Origin of the sequence: Pseudomonas sp. S5D5, from assembly GCF_003013355.1 — a bacterium.
GTDB classification, from domain to species: domain Bacteria; phylum Pseudomonadota; class Gammaproteobacteria; order Pseudomonadales; family Pseudomonadaceae; genus Aquipseudomonas; species Aquipseudomonas aylmerensis.
Map to the genome: position 1 here is coordinate 1,204,584 of NZ_PTEO01000001.1, position 20,302 is coordinate 1,224,885.

A 20,302-nucleotide genomic window follows, 5' to 3' on the forward strand; every position below is an offset into this window, starting at 1 on the left:
CCCGCCGTGACCGTGCGCCTTTTTCAACTAGACCTAGAACACCCCGGCTTTTTTCCAGCTCAGGTAGCGTGTCACCAGACACGCTCCCAGCTGTGAGGGTGAGGTATCGATGACCGACAGGCCGTGGGCACTCAAGCGTTCGTGCAGTTCTTCGCGGGTATTGAGGTAATCGACGGTGCCGCTATAGGCCAACGCTTCCGGCAGGGTCTGTACCGGGGACTGGCGCAGTTGATCGAGTACTTCCTCACGCAAACTGGCCACCAGCACCCGATGCTGGCGGCCGATACGCTTGACGGCGGACAGTAGCGCTTCATCGTCCTCATCGCGCAGGTTGGTAACCACAATCACCAATGCGCGGCGTTTTTGCCGGGCCAGCAGTTGGCTGGCCGCCGCTTGGTAATCGGCCGTGCGTCGGGTGGTATCCAGGTCGTACACCGTGTTGAGCAACAGATTCAACTGGCTGCTGCCCTTGACCGGCGCCAGGTAGCGCGGCTGGTCGCCGGCGAAAGTACACAGCCCCACGGCATCGCCCTGGCGCAAGGCGACATAGCTGAGCAGCAGGCAGGCGTTGAGGGCATGGTCAAAGTGGGACAGCTCGTCATCCTGGCTGCGCATGCGCCGGCCGCAATCGAGCATGAATACAATCTGCTGGTCGCGCTCATCCTGATACTCGCGGGCGATGGGCGTGCGTTGTCGTGCCGTGGCCTTCCAGTCGATCTGGCGCAGGCTGTCGCCCTCGCGAAACTCGCGCAGTTGATGAAACTCCAGCCCTAACCCTCTCCGCTGGCGTTGCCGCACACCCAGTTGGCTCAGCCAGTTATCCACACCCAGCAACTGCGCGCCGTAGAGACGGGCGAAATCCGGATAGACGCGGGTGACATCGCTGATCTCGACAAAACGCCGTGTCGACCATAACCCGAAGGGGCTCGGCAGGTGTATTTCGCAACGGCTGAAGCTGAAGTGCCCACGCCGCAGGGGGCGAAGGCGATACCCCAGTTCACTGCGCTCACCCGGCCGCAGTGCTATGGACTGGGGCATGTTCTCCACCATCAACCCGTCCGGCGCATGATCGAACACCTGTACCGTCAACGGCTGCGCGTAGGCATGCTCCAGTGTCAGGCGGACCTCGCCCCAGCGGCCGAGCGCCAGGCTGCCGGGCATCTGCCGTTGTACACGGGGGGACGGGCGTCGATGCTGGCGCACGGCGTCCAGCACGGCCAGCAGCAACAACGCGAGGAGCAAGCCCCATGCAATCGAGTGCAGGGTGTCAGGCACTTTGAGCTGCAGCGCCACTGCGGTGCCCAGCAGAATATTCAGGCCCAGCAGCACGCCAAGCCAGGCCAGTAACAGACGAGTCGGTTTCATGGGCGGGTCATTGGCGTGGGGCCGGGATCTGGTCCAGCAGTTGCTTGAGCACCTGGTCGACCTCCAGTCCGTCGATGTCCAACTCGGGCGCGATACGCACCCGATGGCGCAGCACTGCGAGGGCGCACCCCTTGATGTCATCCGGGGTGACGAACTCCGCACCGCGCAGCAGTGCCCGCGCGCGGGCGCCGCGGACCAGTGCAATCGAAGCCCGAGGGCCGGCGCCGATGGCGAGGCCCGGCCAACTGCGGGTGGCACGCGCCAGGCGCACGGCATAGTCGAGAACTTGTTCATCCAGGGCCAATTCACTGGCGATCTGCTGTAACAGCAGTACATCGTCGGCCACCAGGACCCTGCGCAATGGCTGCACATCCAGCATGTCGGCGCGGGACGAGCGCGTTACTTCGCGCACCATGTCCAGCTCCTGCTGCGCATCCGGATAATCCATGCGGACCTTCAGCATGAAACGGTCCAGCTCAGCTTCCGGCAACGGATAGGTGCCTTCCTGTTCGATGGGGTTCTGGGTCGCCAGCACCATGAACGGCTGGCTGATGGGCAGCGCTTCGCCTTCGAGGGTAACTTGGCGCTCCTGCATGGCTTCGAGCAGGGCTGCCTGGGTCTTGGCCGGGGCGCGGTTGATTTCGTCGGCGAGCAGCAGGTGGGTGAACACCGGTCCCTTGCGCAGCTTGAATTGTTCGGTGCGCTGGTCGTACACGGCGTGCCCGGTAACATCGCTGGGCATCAGGTCGGGGGTGAACTGGATGCGTGCGAACTCGCCGTCAAAACAACGCGCCAGGGCACGTACCAGCAGGGTTTTACCCAGTCCCGGCACCCCTTCGAGCAACACATGGCCGCCGGCAATCAGCGCGGTCAGCACATCATCGATCACCTGGTCCTGGCCAATCACTGCCTTGCGCAGCTCGACGCGCAAGGCCTGGGCTAGCTGGCTGGCACGGTGCAAGGCTTCGCGGTTCACGGCAGTGGCGCTTGGAAAATCGCTCATAGGGCATTCCTGAGAGTTTGCAGGCACGCCACCTGTCGGCTGAAATCGGCACTGGAAAGCCGTTTCGCCGCAGGTGGGCCAAGGGCCTGGCTGATGACGTGAGAGGGTTGGCGCGTCAGGTGCTCAAGCACCCGCCACTGTTCTGCGTTGTCGAGGTGTTCAAAGCCAGGGTGGCGGCGCCGGGCGGCGCGCAGGATATCGCGCTGCAAAGCCTGCAACAGGGTGCCCTGGCCGCTGCGGCGCAGCAGGAAGTCGGCACTGGCTTTCAAGTGCTCCTGCAACTGTCGGCGCGCCTTGGGAGCGGGTGCCTGGATCGGGCCTTGGCGCATGCCGGCGTGCCAGAGTCCTAATGCGATCAGGGCAATGAGGGCTACCAACGCTTGGGGGAAATACCGTATCAGCAGGGTGAACAAGTTGTCGAAGTCGCTGTTGAACAGCAGGGTGACGGCCGTGCCCTGATTCAGGTACCACAGCAGCCAGGCATTGTCGTGCTCGCCGATTGCTGGAGTTTTCCACAGGTCGCTGTCGGTGATCACCGTGACGCGGCCTTGCCCGAGGTCAAGTTGCATCAGGTGGCTTGAGCCGGCGCTATTGGCTGAAAATTGTGCCAGGTGCCTGGGGTCGATAAGGTTGAAGTGGGTGTCGAAACTGAAATAGGCCGGGGCGGTTTCATTGTCGACATAGAGCTTGGTCAGGTCCGGCGCTTTCTTTTTGCGGGCCGGAGCCGGTTCCTCAGGGTCGTCACTCAAGGCCTGGTGGATGGACAGGCGATCAAGCAGCAGGTCGCCGCTTTTGCCGGCCTCTTCATCCCAGAGTGCCTGTGCCACCAGCAACAGATGACCGCCGGACTTCGCCCACGCCAGCAGTTGTTCGACCTGGCGTGGCGACATCGTGCTCCGGTCGCCCAGTAACAACAGGCTGTTGCCCTTGGCGGGGAGGGTAGCCAGCCGCTCCAGGCTACTGGCATGTTCCACGGCCAGGCCCTGTTGGCGCAGGAAGTGTTCGGCTGCCAGATAGGGGTTGGCCGTGGCCTCGGGTGAAGGGCCGCGATCCACCACGACCTCGTAGGGCGTCGCTTTGCTCCACGCGTAAAAACCGCCAGCCCCCAGCAGGCAGGCCAGCAGTAACGCCACCCACACTAATGGCCGGTTCATGGGCGGCCCTCCGGACTGAATAGCGTGCGCCAATCACTGCAGAGTTTTTGCTGGGCCGAAGTGGGCGGAAGGAGATGACCGTAGGCGAGGTTTTGCCAGTGCCGGGTCAATTCATCGCTGAAGGCCAGTAGCTGCGGTTGCTGCAACTGATGAACACGCTCCAGCACCTGGCACTCGGTGTCTGCGCTTTTCAGCGGCAGGTTGAAGTCATGCAGTAACCGGCTGAGCAGGCCGCGATACAGAAGGCCCAGAGCGTCCCTCGGTCGCGTCGCCCACAGTTGCTCGGCGGTGCTGGCAATATCCTCGGGCAAGGTCTCAGCGCCCAGTGCCAGGCCGAACAACTGTGTCGGTACGGGCTTGGCCACGTTGGTTTTGCCTGGCCCGCGCCGGCGGGCAAATGTGCGTAGCCAGTCACGGTATCGCCATGCCAGCAGGGCCAGGCCACCGATCAAAAGTCCCCACAAAAGCACTTCCAGGCCTTGGGCGATGTGCTTGAAGGTGTCGCTGTTGAGGTTATCCAGGAATGCCTGCAGCCAGGCCGGAAGCTTGCCATCGCCGTGAGCCTTGTTTTTAACCACGGGTTTGTCTTCGCCAAAGTGGTAGCGGGTGACGGTTTCCGGGTTTTTGAACGGCGGCTTGTCGAGCAGCGACTGGATGGAATGACTCGCGCCTTGGGTGCTCAATGGTTTTGGCGCAGGGGATGTCTCGGCCATGACGGGCGGGCTGACAGGTAGCAGTGTCAGCCCGGCGACCAGCACGAGCAGCATGGCCGCACTGCTCAGGCGCTGGCGAAGACGGCGGAACACCAGCTCCAGGTCCCAGGCTTCCAGCACTGTGCGGCGGTTGAGGTAGAGGCTGAATCCGCAGGCCACGTAGATGGGCTCCCAAAACACCAGGATCAAGGCGTAGAAGGCATTGCCCAGATGTGTCAGCCACAGCCCTTCCGAACTAGAGGCCAGTGCCAGGCGTTGCCAGTCCCACTGCATTTCGACGTCCTGGGGGATAAACAGGTAGAACAACGCCATGCAGCCGAACCACAGGCCGATTTCCAGATGCACCCCGACGATGGTCAGCCAGCGTGCGGCACCGGCGTTACGTTGCTGCAGTACACCCAGGCGTTTCTGGCGCGCCTGGCCATCCAGGCCTTCGAGTTGAATGACCGGCATGACGAAGCTGCGACTGAGGCTGAGCCGCCGCCAGGTCAGGCTGGCCAGCAGTTGGCCCTTGAGCAGCCGCGGCCATTGGCGAACGGCCTGCTTGAGGCTGGGCGTTTCACCAAACAGGGCCTTGGACAGGATATACAGCGGCAGGCGATCGAATGCGGGCTTGAACCACCAGAACAGGAATATGGCGGTAGACGGGTAGTTCCACAGCAGCGCGGTGAGCAGGGCGAACACAGGCAGGGTTATCAGCGCCCAACTGCTCATCAGTAGCTGGCGATGTTCGCGGGCCATCAATGCACCCAGGTCCATGGCTTCCCAGGCGGTGCGTGGGCGGATCACCACGCTGGCATCACTCAGGCGCATGATGACTCCTTCCTGCAAGGCTCAGGTAAGCGATCACCAGCAGCCACAGGGCCGCGCCCACCAGGTACTTGACCCAAGGGGCTATCCCAGTGGTGGACGACCAGTAGGCCTCGATAAAGGCTGCGATCAGCAGGAACACCATGACCCCGCACATCATCTGCACGCTTTTATGGGCGGCGAGCCGCAAGGATTCGCCCCGGGTCAGGTACCCGGGGGCGATCAGTGCCCAGCCCAGTTGCAGCCCGGCAGCGCCGGCAAGGGCGATGGCGGTCAGCTCGAACGCACCATGACCGATGACGAAGGACCAGAAGGTCTGCCCGTAGCCGATTTCGGTCAGGTGTCCGGAGACTGCGCCGATGACCAGGCCGTTGAAAATCAGAAAGAACACGCTGCCCAGGCCGAACAGCAAGCCAGCCGCGAACGTCTGGAACGCGATGCCGATGTTATGCATCACGTAGTAGCCGAACATCATCCAGTCTTCACTGGACGCACGTTCGGCGGCGCGACCCAGTCGGCTGGCGTCGGGGTCGTACATGCTTTGCATCTCGGCCACCTGCTGGGGGCTGACGATGCTGTAGATCAGGTCGGGAAACAGCAAGACCAGCAGGGCAATGCCCGCCAGGCTACCGAAGAACAGCAGGCTGGCAGCCAGTACGAAACGCCATTGGTCCCGCACCAGCCGCGGAAAGTCGGCGAGTACGAAACTCAGGATATTGGCCGCCAACTGGCTGCGATGCCGGTACAGCTGCTGATGTCCGCGCAGTGCCAGTTGTTGCAGTGGGTCCACCAGATAGCTGCTATAGCCACGCTCCTGGGCCAATGCCAGGTGCTGGCACAGACGCCGGTATTGATGGGGGAAGTCAGCCACGTCACTGGATTTTGCCTGGCCTTGTTCCAACTGTTTCAGTTGTTCGGCAAAGGCTTGCCACTGGGGCTGGTGACGGCTTTCGAACAGGCTCTGCTTCATGCGGGCCCCAACAGGCCACGGGCCACGCCATTGAGTTGTTCGACGGCGCGGGCCGGGGATACCTGCAAAGGCGTGGCGAGGATCGCGGCCAATTCGTGAACGCGCTCGGCGGAGAGTTCTCCCTGGCGTTCGGCAAAGGCAAGGATGGCCCGTTGCTCGCTCAGGTCCAGGGCGAAGGGCAAGCGCAATGCCGGCGCTTGAGGCACCCGGGGGCGGGCAAGTGGCTGTTCGCGGTAGATCACCAGCGTGCCGGCGGCCAGGTCGCCGAGGCGCTTGAAGTGAGGGTGCTGCAGGCAACTGATTGCGCCGAGAAAATAGCCAAACGGCAGCATGTCGACAAACCGCAGCAGGTTGCGGATCAATGATGAGGACCAGCCGATCGGGGTGCCGTCGTCCTGGACGACGCGCAGGCCCATCACCTGTTTGCCCGGTGAGCAACCCTGGTTGAGCACTTCGAAGAGCACCATGTACCACCAACTGATCAGGAACAGCAGCAGTGAACCCAGGCCAATGCCGATGTTGCCCAGCAAGGCCAATGGCACCAGCAGGACGCCCATGACCACTCCTCGCAAGCCCAGGTCGAAGGCAAATGCCAGCGCACGCGGCACCAGGCCGGCAGGGCGCAGGGGCAGGTCGATGCCCTCCGGGGTCTCGATCTGGTAGCGGGTGTCCAGTGGGGTTGATGGCATCGCGATCCTTGGCAGTGCAGAGTGGCTCAGAGACAGGGATGCTAGCAGCGTCGACGATGGAAGCAACCACTCAAGGTTTTGCTGGATGTTTGTACAGTGCAACGCGTGCTGGCCTCGAAGGCGGTTCAGCGCCTAGACTTTGCCGATCTTCAGTACAGGAATAGCCCGTGACCTCCATTTTCTGGTACGACTATGAAACCACCGGCATCAACCCGCGCAATGACCGCCCCCTTCAGGTAGCCGGTATCCGTACGGACCTGGACCTCAACGAAATCGGCGCGCCGGTCAATCTTTATTGCCAACCCAGCGACGATATCCTGCCGCACCCCGCCGCGTGCGCGATTACTGGCATTACCCCGGCAATTCTCGCGGAAAAAGGCCTGGCCGAGGCTGACTTCATGACTCGTGTACACGCCGAACTGGCCGCCCCAGGGACCTGCGGCGCCGGTTACAACACCTTGCGGTTTGACGATGAAATGACGCGCTACAGCCTGTATCGCAATTTTTTCGACCCTTATGCGCGCGAGTGGCAGGGCGGTAACAGCCGCTGGGATTTGATCGACGTAGTTCGCACCGCTTACGCCCTGCGCCCCGAAGGTATCGAGTGGCCACAACAGGAGGGGCGCGTCACGCTCAAGTTGGAGCGCCTGACGGCCGCCAACGGCATCGATCATGGCCAGGCGCACGACGCGTTGTCCGACGTGCGCGCCACGATTGCGCTGGCGCGGTTGGTGCGTGAAAAACAACCGAAGCTCTACGAATGGTTGTTCCAGTTGCGCAGTAAACAGCGGGTGATGGACCAGGTGCGCCTGTTACAACCCATGGTCCATATCTCCGGGCGCTTTTCCGCCGAGCGTCATTACCTGGGCGTTGTACTGCCGCTGGCCTGGCACCCGCGCAATCGCAATGCGTTGATCGTCTGCGACCTTGGGCTCGACCCCCAAGGGCTGCTGGACCTTGATGCCCAGGCCTTGCGCCAGCGCCTCTACACCCGGCGTGACGAGCTTGCCGAGGGCGAATTGCCGGTGCCGCTCAAGTTGGTGCATATCAATCGTTGCCCGGTGGTCGCCCCCCTGAATGTGCTGAGGGCTGAAGATCGAGAACGCCTGCACTTGGATATGACTGTTTATCAGGAACGGGCGCTGCGGCTAACTGACGCACAGGAACTTTGGCGCGATAAGTTGGCGCTCATTTATGCCGAGGAAGATTTTGCCCCGAGTGCCGACCCTGAACAGCAGCTTTATGACGGTTTTATCGGCGATCGTGATCGACGTTTATGTGAACAAGTCCGGGCAGCCGAGCCTGCGCAATTAGCACGCCAGCAGTGGCCTTTTGATGATCAGCGTTTGCCTGAATTATTATTTCGCTACCGTGCACGTAACTTCCCCGAGACCTTGAATAGCGAGGAGCAACAACGTTGGAAACTTTTTTGTCAGCAGCGTTTGTCCGACCCTGAATGCGGGGCTCCGAATACCCTCGAAGCATTTAAGCAGGCCCGGCAGGAGTTGGCTGTAAGTGCTACACCGTTTCAGTGTGAGGTGCTGGAGCAGTGGCAGCAATATGCCGATGATTTGGCCGCCCGGGTAAATGTGTAGTCCGTTTCATGGAGAACCTGCAGACAATAAAAAACGCCAGCAAGCTGGCGTTTTTAATGTGTCGCGGATCAGGCGCAAGCCTGGCGAAGCTTAGCCCAGCAGGGTAGCCCAGCCTTCAACCACGTCACCGCCCCACTTGACTTTCCACTCTTTCAGGGTTTTGTGGTTGCCACCTTTGGTTTCAATCACTTCGCCGTTGTGCGGGTTTTTGTATTGTTTGACTTTGCGAGCACGCTTGGTACCGGTAGTTTTCACGGCGCCACGCGGTGCTTTAACTTTCGACTCTGGATCCAGCAGTGCGATGATGTCACGCAGGGATTTGGAGTATTCGCCCATCAGGGTGCGCAATTTGCCTTCGAATTCCAGCTCGGTTTGCAGTTTGTCGTCTTGGGACAGGTTCTTCAAACGGGCTTGCAGCTCTTTGATAGCTTCTTCGGTGGCACGGTATTCGTTGATCAGAGACATGTGGACTACCTTATGTAGAGCGCTGATTGACAGGGACAGTGACCTAATAATAGTCAGGCGGTTTGCCCAAGTAAACATTTAAGCGTGCATTTATGTGAATTGCGTTGAATGTTTTTAACAAACCTACGCAATCGAGTTAATTACTAGGTCGTAGACCTTAAGGTAATCGCCTGACAAACCGTGGAAGAATCCAAGGTGACGCAGTAGATTCATATTAAGGTGGTAAAACCTTAGGCGATTAAGGGGCAAGGGCCAGGCCGGCGATCAGAATAAGCGTTAACGAATACTGCAGTTTTCCTGCGCAATCGCTAGAATGGCGGCCTTTGCGAAGTTCTGGAGTTTTCCCCTAATGCGCACTTTTCGGCTGGTGATTGCTTGCCCGGACCGGGTCGGCATCGTTGCCAAAGTCAGTAACTTTCTGGCTTCCCACAATGGCTGGATTACCGAGGCGAGCCATCACTCGGATAATCTCAGCGGTTGGTTCTTCATGCGTCACGAAATCCGTGCCGACACGCTGCCGTTTGGTCTCGAGGCTTTTCGCGAGGCCTTTGCGCCGATCGCCGAAGAGTTTTCGATGACCTGGCGCATCACCGACACCGAGCAGAAAAAACGCGTGGTGCTGATGGCCAGTCGTGAGTCCCATTGCCTGGCGGACTTGCTGCACCGCTGGCACAGCGACGAGTTGGACTGTGATATTGCCTGCGTTATTTCCAACCATGACGACCTGCGCAGCATGGTCGAATGGCATGGCATCCCGTACTACCACGTGCCGGTCAACCCGCAGGACAAGGAGCCGGCGTTCGCCGAAGTGTCTCGCCTGGTCAAACAGCACGAGGCCGATGTCGTGGTCCTGGCGCGCTACATGCAAATCCTGCCGCCGGAACTGTGCAGCGAATACGCTGGCAAGGTGATCAACATTCACCACAGTTTCCTGCCATCGTTCGTCGGTGCCAAGCCGTACCATCAGGCTTCCCTGCGTGGGGTCAAGCTGATCGGCGCAACCTGCCACTACGTCACCGAAGAGCTGGACGCCGGCCCGATCATCGAGCAGGACGTGGTGCGTGTCAGCCACAGCGACAGCATTGAAGACATGGTGCGCTTCGGCCGCGATGTCGAGAAGATGGTGCTGGCCCGAGGGCTGCGCTACCACCTGGAGGACCGCGTGCTGGTGCACGGCAACAAGACCGTCGTGTTCTGATTGACGCGTTGTGATTGAAGAATGAGGGGCCTGGGCGTTAAATCGTCCCAGGCCCTTTTTCTTTGCCTGCCGTTGAGGATTTTGACCATGAGCGATCCACTCGATAAAGCCACCTCCAAGGCGCCTGCTACCGTGGGCGAAGGCTGTCTGAGTCGCTATGACCCGGACGCGCTGGATGCGGAGGACGGTACTGACTTTCCTGGGGCCGCCCAGTTGTGGGAGCAGTTGCAGACCCCGGACGCGCCGCCTGGGCCCGCTGAAAAAGACGCTTGAGCAAAGGCTTGCCAACCATCAGTAGAAATACCGGCCCGCCGGCCAGCAGATAAAAGTAATACGTTACGGCCCGCCAGATCAGGATTGCCGCCGCTGCGGTGGATTTGCCGACCATGGGCGCCAGTAACGCCGCGGAGGTCAATTCCGCAGCCCCCGCCCCGCCAGGCAGCAGGCTGAATTGCCCGGCCGTCAATGAAAGCATCTGGATCAGAAAGCTCCAGGCCCATTGCACATCCCCGCCCAATCCGCGTAACGCCAGATAGAGCACGCTGTAGCGCAGGGTCCAGTGCGCGCTCGTGAGAAAAAATACGCTTATCAACGTAGACCACGGCAATTTCAGCGTGTCGGTGAATGCCGCCAGGAAGCGCAACAGCCTGCGCGCCCAGCGTCGACGAACCTTTGGGCGCACCCGTAGTTGCTTGAGGACCGCGCCCGTCAGGCGGATGGCCTGGCGGTGAAAGCGCACCAGCAATACGCCACAGAACAGCCCACCCACCATCGATACAGCGCTGAGCTCCAGCAGCCATTCCAGTCGCGGGTTCAGGGTGTGGAAAAGGGCATACAGCGCAATGCCCGTCAGTGCGCATAAAAAGAATAGCAAATCGCTCAACTGGTCCATGGCAAACACCGCGCTGCCATGGGCTGGTCGTATGCCGTTGCGCGCGAGCAACGCCATCAAGGTCAGTGGGCCGCCACTGCCGCCGGGGGTGGCGCACATGGCGAACTCGGTCGACATCACGACACCGAGGCTTTTCACACGGCCGAGTTGGCCGATGTGCTCACCCAGCAGCAGGCGCAGGCGCAGGCTGTTGATCACCCAGCACACTACGATCATGGCGAACAAGGCCAGTAACAGTTGCCAGGGGAATTGCACCAGGCGCGCCACGGTTTCACCGCCGCCCAGCCACGCCGGAATGATCAGCGCGACGATCAGCGCCAGCAACAGCCAGAGCAAGCGGCTCATGGTTGGGAAGCCAGCCAGGCCACTTTGGTCATAGGCGTGCGACCCGCGTCCAGCAGGCGTTGCAGCGTTTCGAGCCAATAGCGGCGGGAAAAGTCGTGGCGCATGTCCACCGGATGCAGGCCCAGGCGAATCACCGGGGCGTTTTGCCAGCGTTGCTCGCGGCGGTCGCTGAGGATTTTGGACACGCCCCGGCGCCAGCTGCTGCGCGCACTCCACACCAGGCCGGGAGCCGCCACCGGGGTGAAATCCGGCAGCCGATACAGGTGTTGCGGATCACTGGTGTAGCTCAGGGGTAATTGGCGCAAGGCTTCACGGGTGCCTGGGCTCATCAACCAGGCCGGGGCGACGAAGCCGTGGAGGGGCCAGTGGTTTTCGCGAAATACCTCGATACCTTTATGCAGACGTTCCAGTGCTTGGGCTTCTGACAGCTGGTAAAACTCACCTTCGTGGGTATAGATGCGTCGCATGAACCATTCTTTTGGCGTGCGCGGCGACGGTTGGTCGTCGCTATGGGAGTAGCCATGCAGCGCCAGTTCATCGCCCCTGGCGACGCGGCTGTCGAGCAGTCGCCGAAACTCGCCTGCGGCGGGCAAGGCATCCTGATGATTAAAGTCCGGCACCACCAGCCAAGTGATAGGCACCGCGCCCAGCGCGTCCACCGCTTCGACGAAGGGGCGGTAGTCGACCCAGTTGTGCGGCGCCACGTCGTGCAATACCAGCAAGACCGAACGCTCAGCCATGGCAGAGCATCGGCTTGTGGGTACCGAGTACCGCGCAGTAATGGCCGAGCAGGCTGTCGACCACCGTATCCCACGCGTAATGGTGTTCCACGTGCCGCCGGGCCTGCGCACCCAGGCGTTGGCTGTCGACGCTGAACAGTTCGCGAACCCCGTCGGCCATCGCCTTGGGATTGTTCGGCGCGCACAGCAGGCCGCAGCGCTCGTCGACAATTTCATTGAAGGCCCCGGCGGCCACGGCGATTACCGGGATACCGCAGGCCATCGCTTCGAGGATGACCAGGCCAAAGGTTTCCTGATCGCCGCCATGCAGCAGCGCATCGGCGCTGGCCATCAAGCGCGCGACATGCGCGGCCGGGCGGAAGCCGTCGATCACCGTAACGTTGTCCGGCACGCTCGCGGGCATGCCAGACCCGACCAACAGCAGGTGGTAGCCATCGCCCAGGCGCTTCATGCAGTTGAGCAGCACCGGCAGGTTTTTCTCCTTCGAACCGCGCCCGGCGAAGATCAGCAGGCGCGTGTCTTCACTGATCCCCAGTTCGGCGCGCAAGCCGGGATCACGGACCTCGGGTGTGAAGGTTTGCAGGTCCACGCCCAACGGCTGAACGAAGACGTTCTTCACGCCAAGCCCGGTGAGTTTGTCGGCCATCACCTGGCTGGGAGCCAGTACCCGGTCAAAATTCCCATAGAGTTTGCTGACATAGGCTTCAACGTTCGGGGTAAACCACGGCCCCATGCGGTTGCTGACCAGCAACGGCAGATCGGAGTGATAAAAGCCGATGACCGGTACATCCAGCTGGCGCCGAGCATCCAGTGCGGCCCACGCGGTGAGATAGGGATCGCCGACTTCGATCAGATCGGGCTGTAAATCGTGCAGGACGTTTCGCCATGGCGCCAGGCGCAGCGGGAATCGATAGCCTTTGCCGAAGGGCAGGGCGGGGGCCGGTACCTGGTACACCCCATCCTGTTCGCTCAAGTGGGCGCCTGGGATCAACAGGCTGTGGCGAATGCCGGGCTTGAGCGTCAAGCGTCGGTGCTTGGCGTCCAGATAAGTCCGCACGCCGCCGCTGGCTGGGGCGTAGAACATGGTTATGTCAGCGATATGCACGATGAACATCCCTCCGATCCATTGCTCTCCTTAACGTGGACCTGAGGTAAGGATAGATGTTCGATCGGGATGAGTGTGTCGTCGCAGACAACGACCACGCAGGAGCGAGCAAGCCCGCTCCTGCAGGGGTTGGAGGATTTCTGTCAGATCCGGAAGCTGCCAACCAGTTGCTTCAGCCTGGCCGCCTGCTGTTCGAGGTCGGCACAGGCGCGCAGGGTCGAGTGCAGGTTTTCCACACCCTCCTGGTTAAGCGTGTTGATCTCGGTAATGTCCATGTTGATCGACTCCACCACCGAGGTCTGTTCCTCGGTCGCAGTCGCCATCGACTGGTTCATGCCATCAATCTCGCCGATGCGCTGCGTCACGCTGTTCAAGCGCTCACCGGCCAGGTTGGCGATTTCCACGCTGTCATTACTGTGTCGCTGGCTTTGGCTCATGGTGCTGACCGAGTCGCGGGCCCCGACTTGAAGCTCCTCGATCATTTTTTGCACTTGCTGTGCCGATTCCTGGGTGCGATGCGCCAGGTTGCGCACTTCATCGGCCACCACCGCAAAACCACGGCCAGCCTCGCCTGCGCGGGCGGCTTCGATGGCCGCGTTGAGGGCCAGCAGGTTGGTTTGCTGGGAAATGCTGGTGATGACCTCAAGAATCTGGCCGATATTCACGGTCTTGCTGTTGAGCGCTTCGATGTTGCCGCTGGAGGCGCTGATCATCGCCGACAGCTCAGTCATCGCCTTGATATTGCGCTCCACCACCTGTTGGCCGTCCTCGGCCAGGTGCCTGGCGTCGCTGGCCTGGCTGGAGGCCTGTGCGGCATTGCGCGCGATTTCCTGGGCGGCGGCCCCGAGTTCATTGATGGCGGCGGCCACACTGTTGGTGCGGTTGGCCTGTTCATCCGAGTTGACCATCGAGGAGTTGGACGCGCTGACCACCCGCAGTGCCACTTCATTGACCTGTTCGGTGGCCGAGGACACTTCGCGGATCGATGTGTGAATCCGCTCCACGAAGCGGTTGAACGCGTTACCCAGGGTGCCGAACTCGTCGTTGTTCTGGATCTCCAGGCGGCGGGTCAAGTCACCTTCGCCGTCGGCAATGTCCTGCATGGCGCGGGTCATCACGTGCAGCGGTTGCAGGAGTACGCGGATCAGCATGCCCAGCAGGGCGATGATGATCACCACCGCAATGATCGTCGCGATCACCGCCGAAGTGCGGAATTCGCTGAGCATGGCGAAGGATTTGTCTTTATCCACCGAAATACCCAGGTACCAGTTCACCGAGGGCAGGCCCTTGATCGGGATGAAGGTCACGATGTTGTCTTTGCCGTTGGCCTCGACTTCGCTGAAATCGCTGCTGATTTTCGGCGTGTTTTTTGGATACATATCGGCCAGGGTTTTCATCACCAGGTCTTTGTTCGGGTGCACCAGCACCTTGCCGTCGGCACTCACCAGGAACGCATAGCCTGTGCCGCCGAAGTTCAGCGCGCCAATGTTATCCACCAGGGTCTGCAGGCTCAGGTCGCCGCCGACCACGCCGATGCTCTGGCTGCCCCGGTTACTTGGGGTGGCCACGGAAATGATCAACTTGCCGGTGGCGGCATCGATGTAGGGCTCGGTCAAGGTCGAGCCGTTGCTGCTCTGCGCACCTTTGTACCAAGGCCGCACGCGCGGATCGAAGCCGTCCGGCATCTTGGTGTCGGGGCGGATGGTGAACGCGCCCTGGCTGTCGCCGACGTACGTTGCCATGAAGGCGCTCGTCAGTGCTTTCTGCTCCAGCAGGCTGGCGACCACAGATGGTTCGGGGTTGGTGGCGATGTTCTGTGCGGCGTTTTCCACCAGGGCGATGCGCCCGTTCAGCCAGGTCTGGATGTTGCTGGCAGTGACATTTCCCATCTCATGCAGGTAATTGTTGAGATTGTCGCGAATGGCGTTGCGCTGCAGGTAGTCGTTGTAGAGGGTAAACACCGCGAACGCGGCGATGACGATAAGGGAGGCTGCAAGCAGGATTTTGTGGCTGAAACGCAGATTTTTATTCATGGCTTGTAGGGTCCGCTAAGGTCTTAATATCCGAAGCGCGTCCTTATGGGAGGCGCAAAATGGCAGCGTCAAAAAAGGTGTGATACTTCTTGCGGTAGCGCTAAGGGTCCCTGTAGGAACTATCTGACCTATTTTTGGACTTTGTGGGTCTCACACTTGCCTGTATCGACCTGGCGACACTAAAGATTAACCATGGGTGACGAAATGCCTGACTCCTCGCAACTCCTCATTGGCGCAGACCTGTCTGGCCAGCCGATTGCCCAGGCCATGCGCCTGGCCAACCGCCACGGGCTGATCGCCGGCGCTACCGGCACGGGCAAGACCGTCACGTTGCAACGCCTGGCTGAGGCTTTCAGTGACGCGGGCGTGGCGGTGTTTGCCGCGGATATCAAAGGCGACCTGTGTGGCCTGGGTGCGGCGGCGAACCCCCAGGGCAAGGTGGCTGAGCGGATCGCCGGGATGCCGTTCCTCCATTACACGGCCAAGGCCTATCCGGTGACGTTGTGGGATATCCACGGGCAGTCCGGTCATCCGTTGCGTACGACCATCAGCGAAATGGGCCCGTTGCTGCTCGGCAGTTTGCTGGAGCTCACCGACAGCCAGCAGTCGGCGCTTTACGCGGCCTTTAAAGTGGCCGACCGCGAAGGCTTGTTGTTGCTGGACCTCAAGGACCTCAAGGCACTGCTCAATCACCTGCGTTATCACCCGGAACTGCTCGGCGAAGACGCGGCATTGATGACCACCGGTTCCAGCCAGGCCCTGTTGCGGCGCCTGGCGGTGCTGGAGCAGCAGGGCGCGGAGGCGTTGTTCGGCGAACCGGCGCTGCAGCTTGAAGATATCCTGCAGCCCACGGGCGACGGGCGCGGGCGCATTCATCTGCTGGATGCCAGCCGCCTGGTGCATGAGGCGCCGAAGGTGTACGCGACGTTCCTGTTGTGGCTGCTGGCGGAACTGTTCGAGCAACTGCCCGAACGCGGTGATGCGGACAAACCGCTGCTGGCGCTGTTTTTCGATGAGGCGCATTTACTCTTCGCCGATACGCCCAAGGCCTTGCAGGACCGCCTGGAGCAGGTCGTGCGACTGATTCGTTCCAAAGGCGTTGGCGTGTATTTTGTCACCCAGTCGCCGGGCGACCTGCCGGACAGCGTGCTGGCCCAGCTCGGCCTGCGCATCCAGCATGGCTTACGGGCGTTCACCACCAAAGAGCAAAAATCCCTGCGCGCCGTCGCGGAGGGTTTCCGGCCAAACCCGGCATTCGATGCCTTGGCGGTGTTGACGGAGTTGGGCACGGGTGAGGCCTTGGTGGGCACCTTGCAGGAAAAGGGCACGCCGGAAGTCGTCCAGCGTGTGCTGGTCGCGCCGCCGCAATCGCGGATCGGACCACTGAGCGAGGCCGAGCGCGCCGCGCTGGTCGCCAGTTCACCGCTGCTGGGGCGCTACGACAAGCCGATCGACCGGGAGTCTGCCTACGAAGTGTTGATGGCGCGCAAGGAGCTGGGGCCGACCGAAGAGGCCAAGCCCGCCGCCGAGGAGCCGAGCTTTACCGACAAGGCCGGCGCGTTCCTGGGGACCACGGCAGGCAAAGCGCTGAAATCGGCCATGCAGCAAGCCGCCAATCAGATGGGGCGGCAGTTGGTACGTGGGTTGTTGGGCTCGTTGCTGGGCGGCAGCAAGCGCAAGTAACGGCTCAGGCCTTGGGCTTGGCGTGGGCGGCCAGGCGCTCAAGCGCAGCGCGCAGGCCCGGGTCGCTGATGCCGTCGGCCGTTGCCTGAATGGTTTCGGCGGCATTGGCCGACAAATCCATGGTATGCCCCACCGCGCCTTGCTGGACGGTGGGCGGTTGCACCTTGAACTGGATGCGCATCAGGCTGGCGAACTCATCAAACGCCATCAATTGACGCTGCAGGCGTTTTTGCTGATAGCGCAAACGGGTCGCCCAATGGCCGTCAGTGACGATTAAAAGCAAATTACCTTCACGCCAGGACGCCACATGACAATGTTCACGTGCGGCCGGTTGCAGTTGGCTTTCGAGCAGGCGTTGCAAATGGCCCAAGCGTTGCGCGTGGCCAAAGATGGCTTTCAACGGCTTGGCTTCGCGAAGCAACACGCCGGGAGCGCGGGCTGTAAGAGGGCGAAATGCCATGATTAGACACCTTAAGTAACAGAGCCGCCATCTTAGCAGAAAGCGTCTGCACGCCCCCAGGCAATGCATCGCCGGGGCCGTGCCCGGCAAATCAATAGGTAACTTCTGCATCCGATGGGTTGAAGTTCCGCCAAAAGCCCTTATTTTAAACAAGCCCTCTCACAGCCCCATGCCAGCATCGGGGAACAACGCCACTTTCCTCACCCACGAATCCGGGTAGAATGCGCGTTCGCATGCGGCCGTGAGGGCTGCTCGGGCCACTGACGGTGCGCCCTCCATCCCTATGTGTGGAAGAACCTGCCGATATGTTTGCGCCTTTGTTAAAGAAACTTTTTGGAAGCAAGAATGAGCGCGAAGTCAAACGCATGCTCAAGACGGTGCAGCTGGTCAATGCCTTCGAAGAGCAGATGGTTGCCCTTTCGGACGAGCAATTGCGCGCCAAGACCGAAGAGTTCAAGGCCCGCATAGCCAAAGGTGAAACCCTCGACAAGCTGCTTCCCGAAGCCTTTGCGGTTGCCCGTGAAGCCGGTAAGCGTGTCATGGGCATGCGCCACTTCGACGTCCAGTTGATCGGCGGCATGACCTTGCATGAAGGCATGATTGCCGAAATGCGTACCGGTGAAGGCAAGACCCTGGTGGCAACCCTCGGCGTTTACCTCAACGCACTGTCCGGCAAGGGCGTGCACGTTGTGACGGTGAACGACTACCTGGCTCGCCGGGACGCCAACTGGATGCGCCCGCTGTATGAATTCCTCGGCCTGACCGTCGGCGTGGTAACGCCGTTCCAGCCGCCGGAAGAGAAGCGCGCCGCCTACGCTGCCGACATCACCTACGGTACCAACAACGAATTCGGTTTCGACTACCTGCGCGACAACATGGCGTTCAGCATGGAAGAAAAATTCCAGCGCGAACTCAACTTTGCCGTGATCGACGAAGTCGACTCCATCCTCATCGACGAAGCCCGTACCCCACTGATCATCTCCGGCCAGGCCGAAGACAGCTCGCGCCTGTACACCGAGATCAACAAGTTGATCCCGCGCCTGGAGCAGCACATCGAGGAAGTGGAAGGCGTGGTGACCAAAGAAGGTCACTTCAGCATCGACGAGAAGACCCGCCAGGTCGAACTCAACGAAGCCGGTCACCAGTTCGTCGAAGAGATGCTGACCCAGATCGGTGAGCTGGCCGAGGGTGAAAGCCTGTACTCGGCACACAACCTGGGCCTGTTGACCCACGTGTATGCCGGCCTGCGCGCCCACAAGCTATTCCATCGCAACGTCGAGTACATCGTCCAGGACGGCCAGGTTGTGCTGGTCGACGAACACACCGGTCGTACCATGCCGGGTCGTCGCCTGTCCGAGGGCCTGCACCAGGCCATCGAAGCGAAGGAAAACCTCAACATCCAGGCCGAAAGCCAGACGTTGGCGTCCACCACCTTCCAGAACTACTTCCGTCTGTACAACAAACTGTCCGGCATGACCGGTACGGCTGACACCGAAGCGTTCGAGTTCCACCAGATCTACAACCTGGCCGTCATGGTCATTCCGCCGAACAAGCCTCTGGCGCGTAAAGACTTCAACGACCTGGTGTTCCTGACTGCCGAAGAGAAGTACGCGGCAATCATCAACGACATCAAGGACGGCATGGCCCAGGGCCGTCCGATCCTGGTGGGTACCGCCACCATCGAGACTTCCGAGCACGTGTCCAACCTGCTCAACAAGGAAGGCATCGAGCACAAGGTCCTCAACGCCAAGTTCCACGAAAAAGAAGCCGAGATCATCGCCCAGGCCGGTCGCCCAGGCGCACTGACCATCGCCACCAACATGGCCGGTCGTGGTACCGACATTCTGTTGGGCGGCAACTGGGAAGTGGAAGTGGCCTCGCTGGACAACCCGACCCCTGAGCAAATCGCCCAGATCAAGGCTGACTGGCAGAAACGTCACCAGGCCGTGCTGGAATCCGGTGGCTTGCAGGTGATCGCGTCCGAACGTCACGAATCGCGTCGTATCGACAACCAGCTGCGTGGTCGTGCCGGCCGTCAGGGTGACGCCGGTTCCAGCCGCTTCTACCTGTCCCTGGAAGACAGCCTGATGCGTATCTTCGCCTCGGACCGGGTGAAGAACTTCATGAAAGCCCTGGGCATGCAGTCCGGTGAAGCGATCGAGCACCGCATGGTGACCAACGCCATCGAGAAAGCCCAGCGCAAGGTTGAAGGCCGCAACTTCGACATTCGCAAGCAGCTGCTGGAGTTCGATGACGTCAACAACGAACAGCGTAAAGTGATCTATCACATGCGTAACACGTTGCTGGCCGCCGACAACATTGGCGAGACCATTGCCGATTTCCGCCAGGACGTGCTCAACGCCACCGTCAGCGCACACATCCCGCCACAATCGCTGCCTGAGCAGTGGGATGTCGCCGGCCTGGAAGCGGCGTTGAAGAGCGACTTCGGTGTCGACTTGCCGGTCCAGCAGTGGCTCGACGAAGACGATCACCTGTATGAAGAAACCCTGCGCGAAAAACTGATGGCCGAATTGCTGGCCGCGTACAACGAGAAAGAAGAGCAGGCGAGTGCCGAAGCACTGCGCACCTTCGAGAAGCAAATCGTTCTGCGCGTGCTGGACGACCTGTGGAAAGACCACCTGTCGACCATGGATCACCTGCGTCACGGTATCCACCTGCGTGGCTACGCCCAGAAGAACCCGAAGCAGGAGTACAAGCGCGAGTCGTTCACGCTGTTCTCCGAGCTGCTCGATTCGATCAAGCGCGATTCGATTCGCGTGCTGTCCCACGTTCAGGTGCGTCGCGAAGACCCGATCGAGGAAGAAGCTCGCCTGCGTCAGGAAGCCGAGGCACTGGCGGCGCGCATGCAGTTCCAGCACGACGAAGCGCCGGGCCTGGAAGCCCCTGAGGTATTGGGCGAAGAGGTCGATGTGGCCCTGGCTCAAACCCCGGTGCGCAACGAGCAGAAGCTGGGCCGCAATGAGCTGTGCTGGTGCGGTTCGGGCAAGAAGTTCAAACACTGCCACGGCGAAATCAACTAAGATTTTTGCCTGACGCTGCAACACCTCGCGCCGCGACCGGC

At 60.9% G+C, this 20,302-nt stretch carries 16 protein-coding genes and 1 pseudogene; 4 read left to right on the forward strand and 13 right to left on the reverse strand.

What is annotated here, in order from left to right:
- Positions 1 to 33 precede the first annotated feature (33 nt).
- From C9990_RS05720 to C9990_RS05745, 6 genes are read right to left on the reverse strand one after another with little or no spacing between them, the layout of a single operon-like run.
- Positions 34 to 1,365, reverse strand: a complete 1,332-nt coding sequence (locus C9990_RS05720) for a DUF58 domain-containing protein (protein ID WP_106802727.1) — start codon at positions 1,363 to 1,365, stop codon at positions 34 to 36.
- 7 nt (positions 1,366 to 1,372) lie between these two features.
- A complete protein-coding gene (locus tag C9990_RS05725) occupies positions 1,373 to 2,368 on the reverse strand; it encodes a MoxR family ATPase (protein WP_065908789.1) in 996 nt (331 codons plus the stop codon).
- A complete protein-coding gene (locus C9990_RS05730) occupies positions 2,365 to 3,522 on the reverse strand; it encodes a DUF4350 domain-containing protein (protein WP_106802728.1) in 1,158 nt (385 codons plus the stop codon). Before C9990_RS05730 ends, C9990_RS05725 begins: the two co-directional genes overlap by 4 nt.
- On the reverse strand, positions 3,519 to 5,048 hold the full coding sequence (locus C9990_RS05735) for a DUF4129 domain-containing protein (RefSeq protein ID WP_106802729.1): 1,530 nt from the start codon (positions 5,046 to 5,048) through the stop codon (positions 3,519 to 3,521). The genes C9990_RS05730 and C9990_RS05735 overlap by 4 nt, the downstream gene beginning before the upstream one ends.
- On the reverse strand, positions 5,035 to 6,015 hold the full coding sequence (locus C9990_RS05740; RefSeq protein WP_106802730.1) for a stage II sporulation protein M: 981 nt from the start codon (positions 6,013 to 6,015) through the stop codon (positions 5,035 to 5,037). The genes C9990_RS05735 and C9990_RS05740 overlap by 14 nt, the downstream gene beginning before the upstream one ends.
- Entirely contained in the window at positions 6,012 to 6,704 is a 693-nt protein-coding gene (locus C9990_RS05745) for an RDD family protein (protein ID WP_065908793.1), read from the reverse strand. Before C9990_RS05745 ends, C9990_RS05740 begins: the two co-directional genes overlap by 4 nt.
- A gap of 167 nt (positions 6,705 to 6,871) precedes the next feature.
- On the opposite strand from C9990_RS05745, the gene sbcB reads away from it, so the two are divergent.
- On the forward strand, positions 6,872 to 8,299 hold the full coding sequence (sbcB, locus tag C9990_RS05750) for an exodeoxyribonuclease I (protein ID WP_106802731.1): 1,428 nt from the start codon (positions 6,872 to 6,874) through the stop codon (positions 8,297 to 8,299).
- A 90-nt stretch (positions 8,300 to 8,389) separates the two neighbouring features.
- On the opposite strand, the gene mvaT is transcribed toward sbcB, so the two are convergent.
- Positions 8,390 to 8,764, reverse strand: coding sequence for a histone-like nucleoid-structuring protein MvaT (mvaT, locus tag C9990_RS05755; protein ID WP_106802732.1), 375 nt, complete (start codon positions 8,762 to 8,764; stop codon positions 8,390 to 8,392).
- A 349-nt stretch (positions 8,765 to 9,113) separates the two neighbouring features.
- Here mvaT and purU point away from each other — a divergent pair, with 349 nt between their 5' ends.
- The gene (gene purU / locus C9990_RS05760) at positions 9,114 to 9,962 is read left to right on the forward strand and encodes a formyltetrahydrofolate deformylase (protein ID WP_106802733.1); all 849 of its coding nucleotides are present in this window, start codon (positions 9,114 to 9,116) and stop codon (positions 9,960 to 9,962) included.
- A 127-nt stretch (positions 9,963 to 10,089) separates the two neighbouring features.
- Here purU and C9990_RS05765 read toward each other — a convergent pair whose 3' ends face one another.
- The 5 genes and pseudogenes from C9990_RS05765 to C9990_RS33005 form a co-directional block, all read right to left on the reverse strand.
- Positions 10,090 to 11,199 carry a lysylphosphatidylglycerol synthase transmembrane domain-containing protein gene (locus tag C9990_RS05765; protein ID WP_106802734.1) on the reverse strand — a complete coding sequence of 370 codons (1,110 nt, stop codon included), beginning with the start codon at positions 11,197 to 11,199 and terminating at the stop codon, positions 10,090 to 10,092.
- Complete coding sequence (locus C9990_RS05770) at positions 11,196 to 11,939, reverse strand: DUF2334 domain-containing protein (protein WP_106802735.1); 744 nt, start codon at positions 11,937 to 11,939, stop codon at positions 11,196 to 11,198. Before C9990_RS05770 ends, C9990_RS05765 begins: the two co-directional genes overlap by 4 nt.
- Positions 11,932 to 13,053 carry a glycosyltransferase family 1 protein gene (locus C9990_RS05775; protein WP_106802736.1) on the reverse strand — a complete coding sequence of 374 codons (1,122 nt, stop codon included), beginning with the start codon at positions 13,051 to 13,053 and terminating at the stop codon, positions 11,932 to 11,934. Before C9990_RS05775 ends, C9990_RS05770 begins: the two co-directional genes overlap by 8 nt.
- 134 nt (positions 13,054 to 13,187) lie before the next feature.
- Positions 13,188 to 13,952: a methyl-accepting chemotaxis protein gene (locus tag C9990_RS33000; RefSeq protein WP_371920690.1), complete on the reverse strand. Its 765-nt coding sequence runs from the start codon at positions 13,950 to 13,952 to the stop codon at positions 13,188 to 13,190.
- A gap of 93 nt (positions 13,953 to 14,045) precedes the next feature.
- A pseudogene (locus C9990_RS33005) lies at positions 14,046 to 15,077 on the reverse strand (cache domain-containing protein); the annotation flags it as partial.
- 204 nt (positions 15,078 to 15,281) lie between these two features.
- On the opposite strand from C9990_RS33005, the gene C9990_RS05785 reads away from it, so the two are divergent.
- A complete protein-coding gene (locus tag C9990_RS05785) occupies positions 15,282 to 16,760 on the forward strand; it encodes a helicase HerA-like domain-containing protein (protein ID WP_065909853.1) in 1,479 nt (492 codons plus the stop codon).
- A 4-nt stretch (positions 16,761 to 16,764) separates the two neighbouring features.
- Here the strand turns inward: C9990_RS05785 and C9990_RS05790 are convergent, their stop codons facing one another.
- Positions 16,765 to 17,220: a DUF721 domain-containing protein gene (locus C9990_RS05790; protein ID WP_065908804.1), complete on the reverse strand. Its 456-nt coding sequence runs from the start codon at positions 17,218 to 17,220 to the stop codon at positions 16,765 to 16,767.
- Between the two features lie 305 nt (positions 17,221 to 17,525).
- On the opposite strand from C9990_RS05790, the gene secA reads away from it, so the two are divergent.
- Positions 17,526 to 20,261, forward strand: coding sequence for a preprotein translocase subunit SecA (gene secA / locus C9990_RS05795; protein WP_065908805.1), 2,736 nt, complete (start codon positions 17,526 to 17,528; stop codon positions 20,259 to 20,261).
- Positions 20,262 to 20,302: the final 41 nt, after the last annotated feature.

Bases quoted from the DNA above. Each gene is read 5' to 3' on its own strand.
- C9990_RS05720 (WP_106802727.1), bottom strand. From the start codon at position 1,365: ATGAAACCGACTCGTCTGTTACTGGCCTGGCTTGGCGTGCTGCTGGGC.
- C9990_RS05725 (WP_065908789.1), bottom strand. From the start codon at position 2,368: ATGAGCGATTTTCCAAGCGCCACTGCCGTGAACCGCGAAGCCTTGCAC.
- C9990_RS05730 (WP_106802728.1), bottom strand. From the start codon at position 3,522: ATGAACCGGCCATTAGTGTGGGTGGCGTTACTGCTGGCCTGCCTGCTG.
- C9990_RS05735 (WP_106802729.1), bottom strand. From the start codon at position 5,048: ATGCGCCTGAGTGATGCCAGCGTGGTGATCCGCCCACGCACCGCCTGG.
- C9990_RS05740 (WP_106802730.1), bottom strand. From the start codon at position 6,015: ATGAAGCAGAGCCTGTTCGAAAGCCGTCACCAGCCCCAGTGGCAAGCC.
- C9990_RS05745 (WP_065908793.1), bottom strand. From the start codon at position 6,704: ATGCCATCAACCCCACTGGACACCCGCTACCAGATCGAGACCCCGGAG.
- mvaT (WP_106802732.1), bottom strand. From the start codon at position 8,764: ATGTCTCTGATCAACGAATACCGTGCCACCGAAGAAGCTATCAAAGAG.
- purU (WP_106802733.1), top strand. From the start codon at position 9,114: ATGCGCACTTTTCGGCTGGTGATTGCTTGCCCGGACCGGGTCGGCATC.
- C9990_RS05765 (WP_106802734.1), bottom strand. From the start codon at position 11,199: ATGAGCCGCTTGCTCTGGCTGTTGCTGGCGCTGATCGTCGCGCTGATC.
- C9990_RS05770 (WP_106802735.1), bottom strand. From the start codon at position 11,939: ATGGCTGAGCGTTCGGTCTTGCTGGTATTGCACGACGTGGCGCCGCAC.
- C9990_RS05775 (WP_106802736.1), bottom strand. From the start codon at position 13,053: ATGTTCATCGTGCATATCGCTGACATAACCATGTTCTACGCCCCAGCC.
- C9990_RS33000 (WP_371920690.1), bottom strand. From the start codon at position 13,952: ATGGTCAACTCGGATGAACAGGCCAACCGCACCAACAGTGTGGCCGCC.
- C9990_RS05785 (WP_065909853.1), top strand. From the start codon at position 15,282: ATGCCTGACTCCTCGCAACTCCTCATTGGCGCAGACCTGTCTGGCCAG.
- C9990_RS05790 (WP_065908804.1), bottom strand. From the start codon at position 17,220: ATGGCATTTCGCCCTCTTACAGCCCGCGCTCCCGGCGTGTTGCTTCGC.
- secA (WP_065908805.1), top strand. From the start codon at position 17,526: ATGTTTGCGCCTTTGTTAAAGAAACTTTTTGGAAGCAAGAATGAGCGC.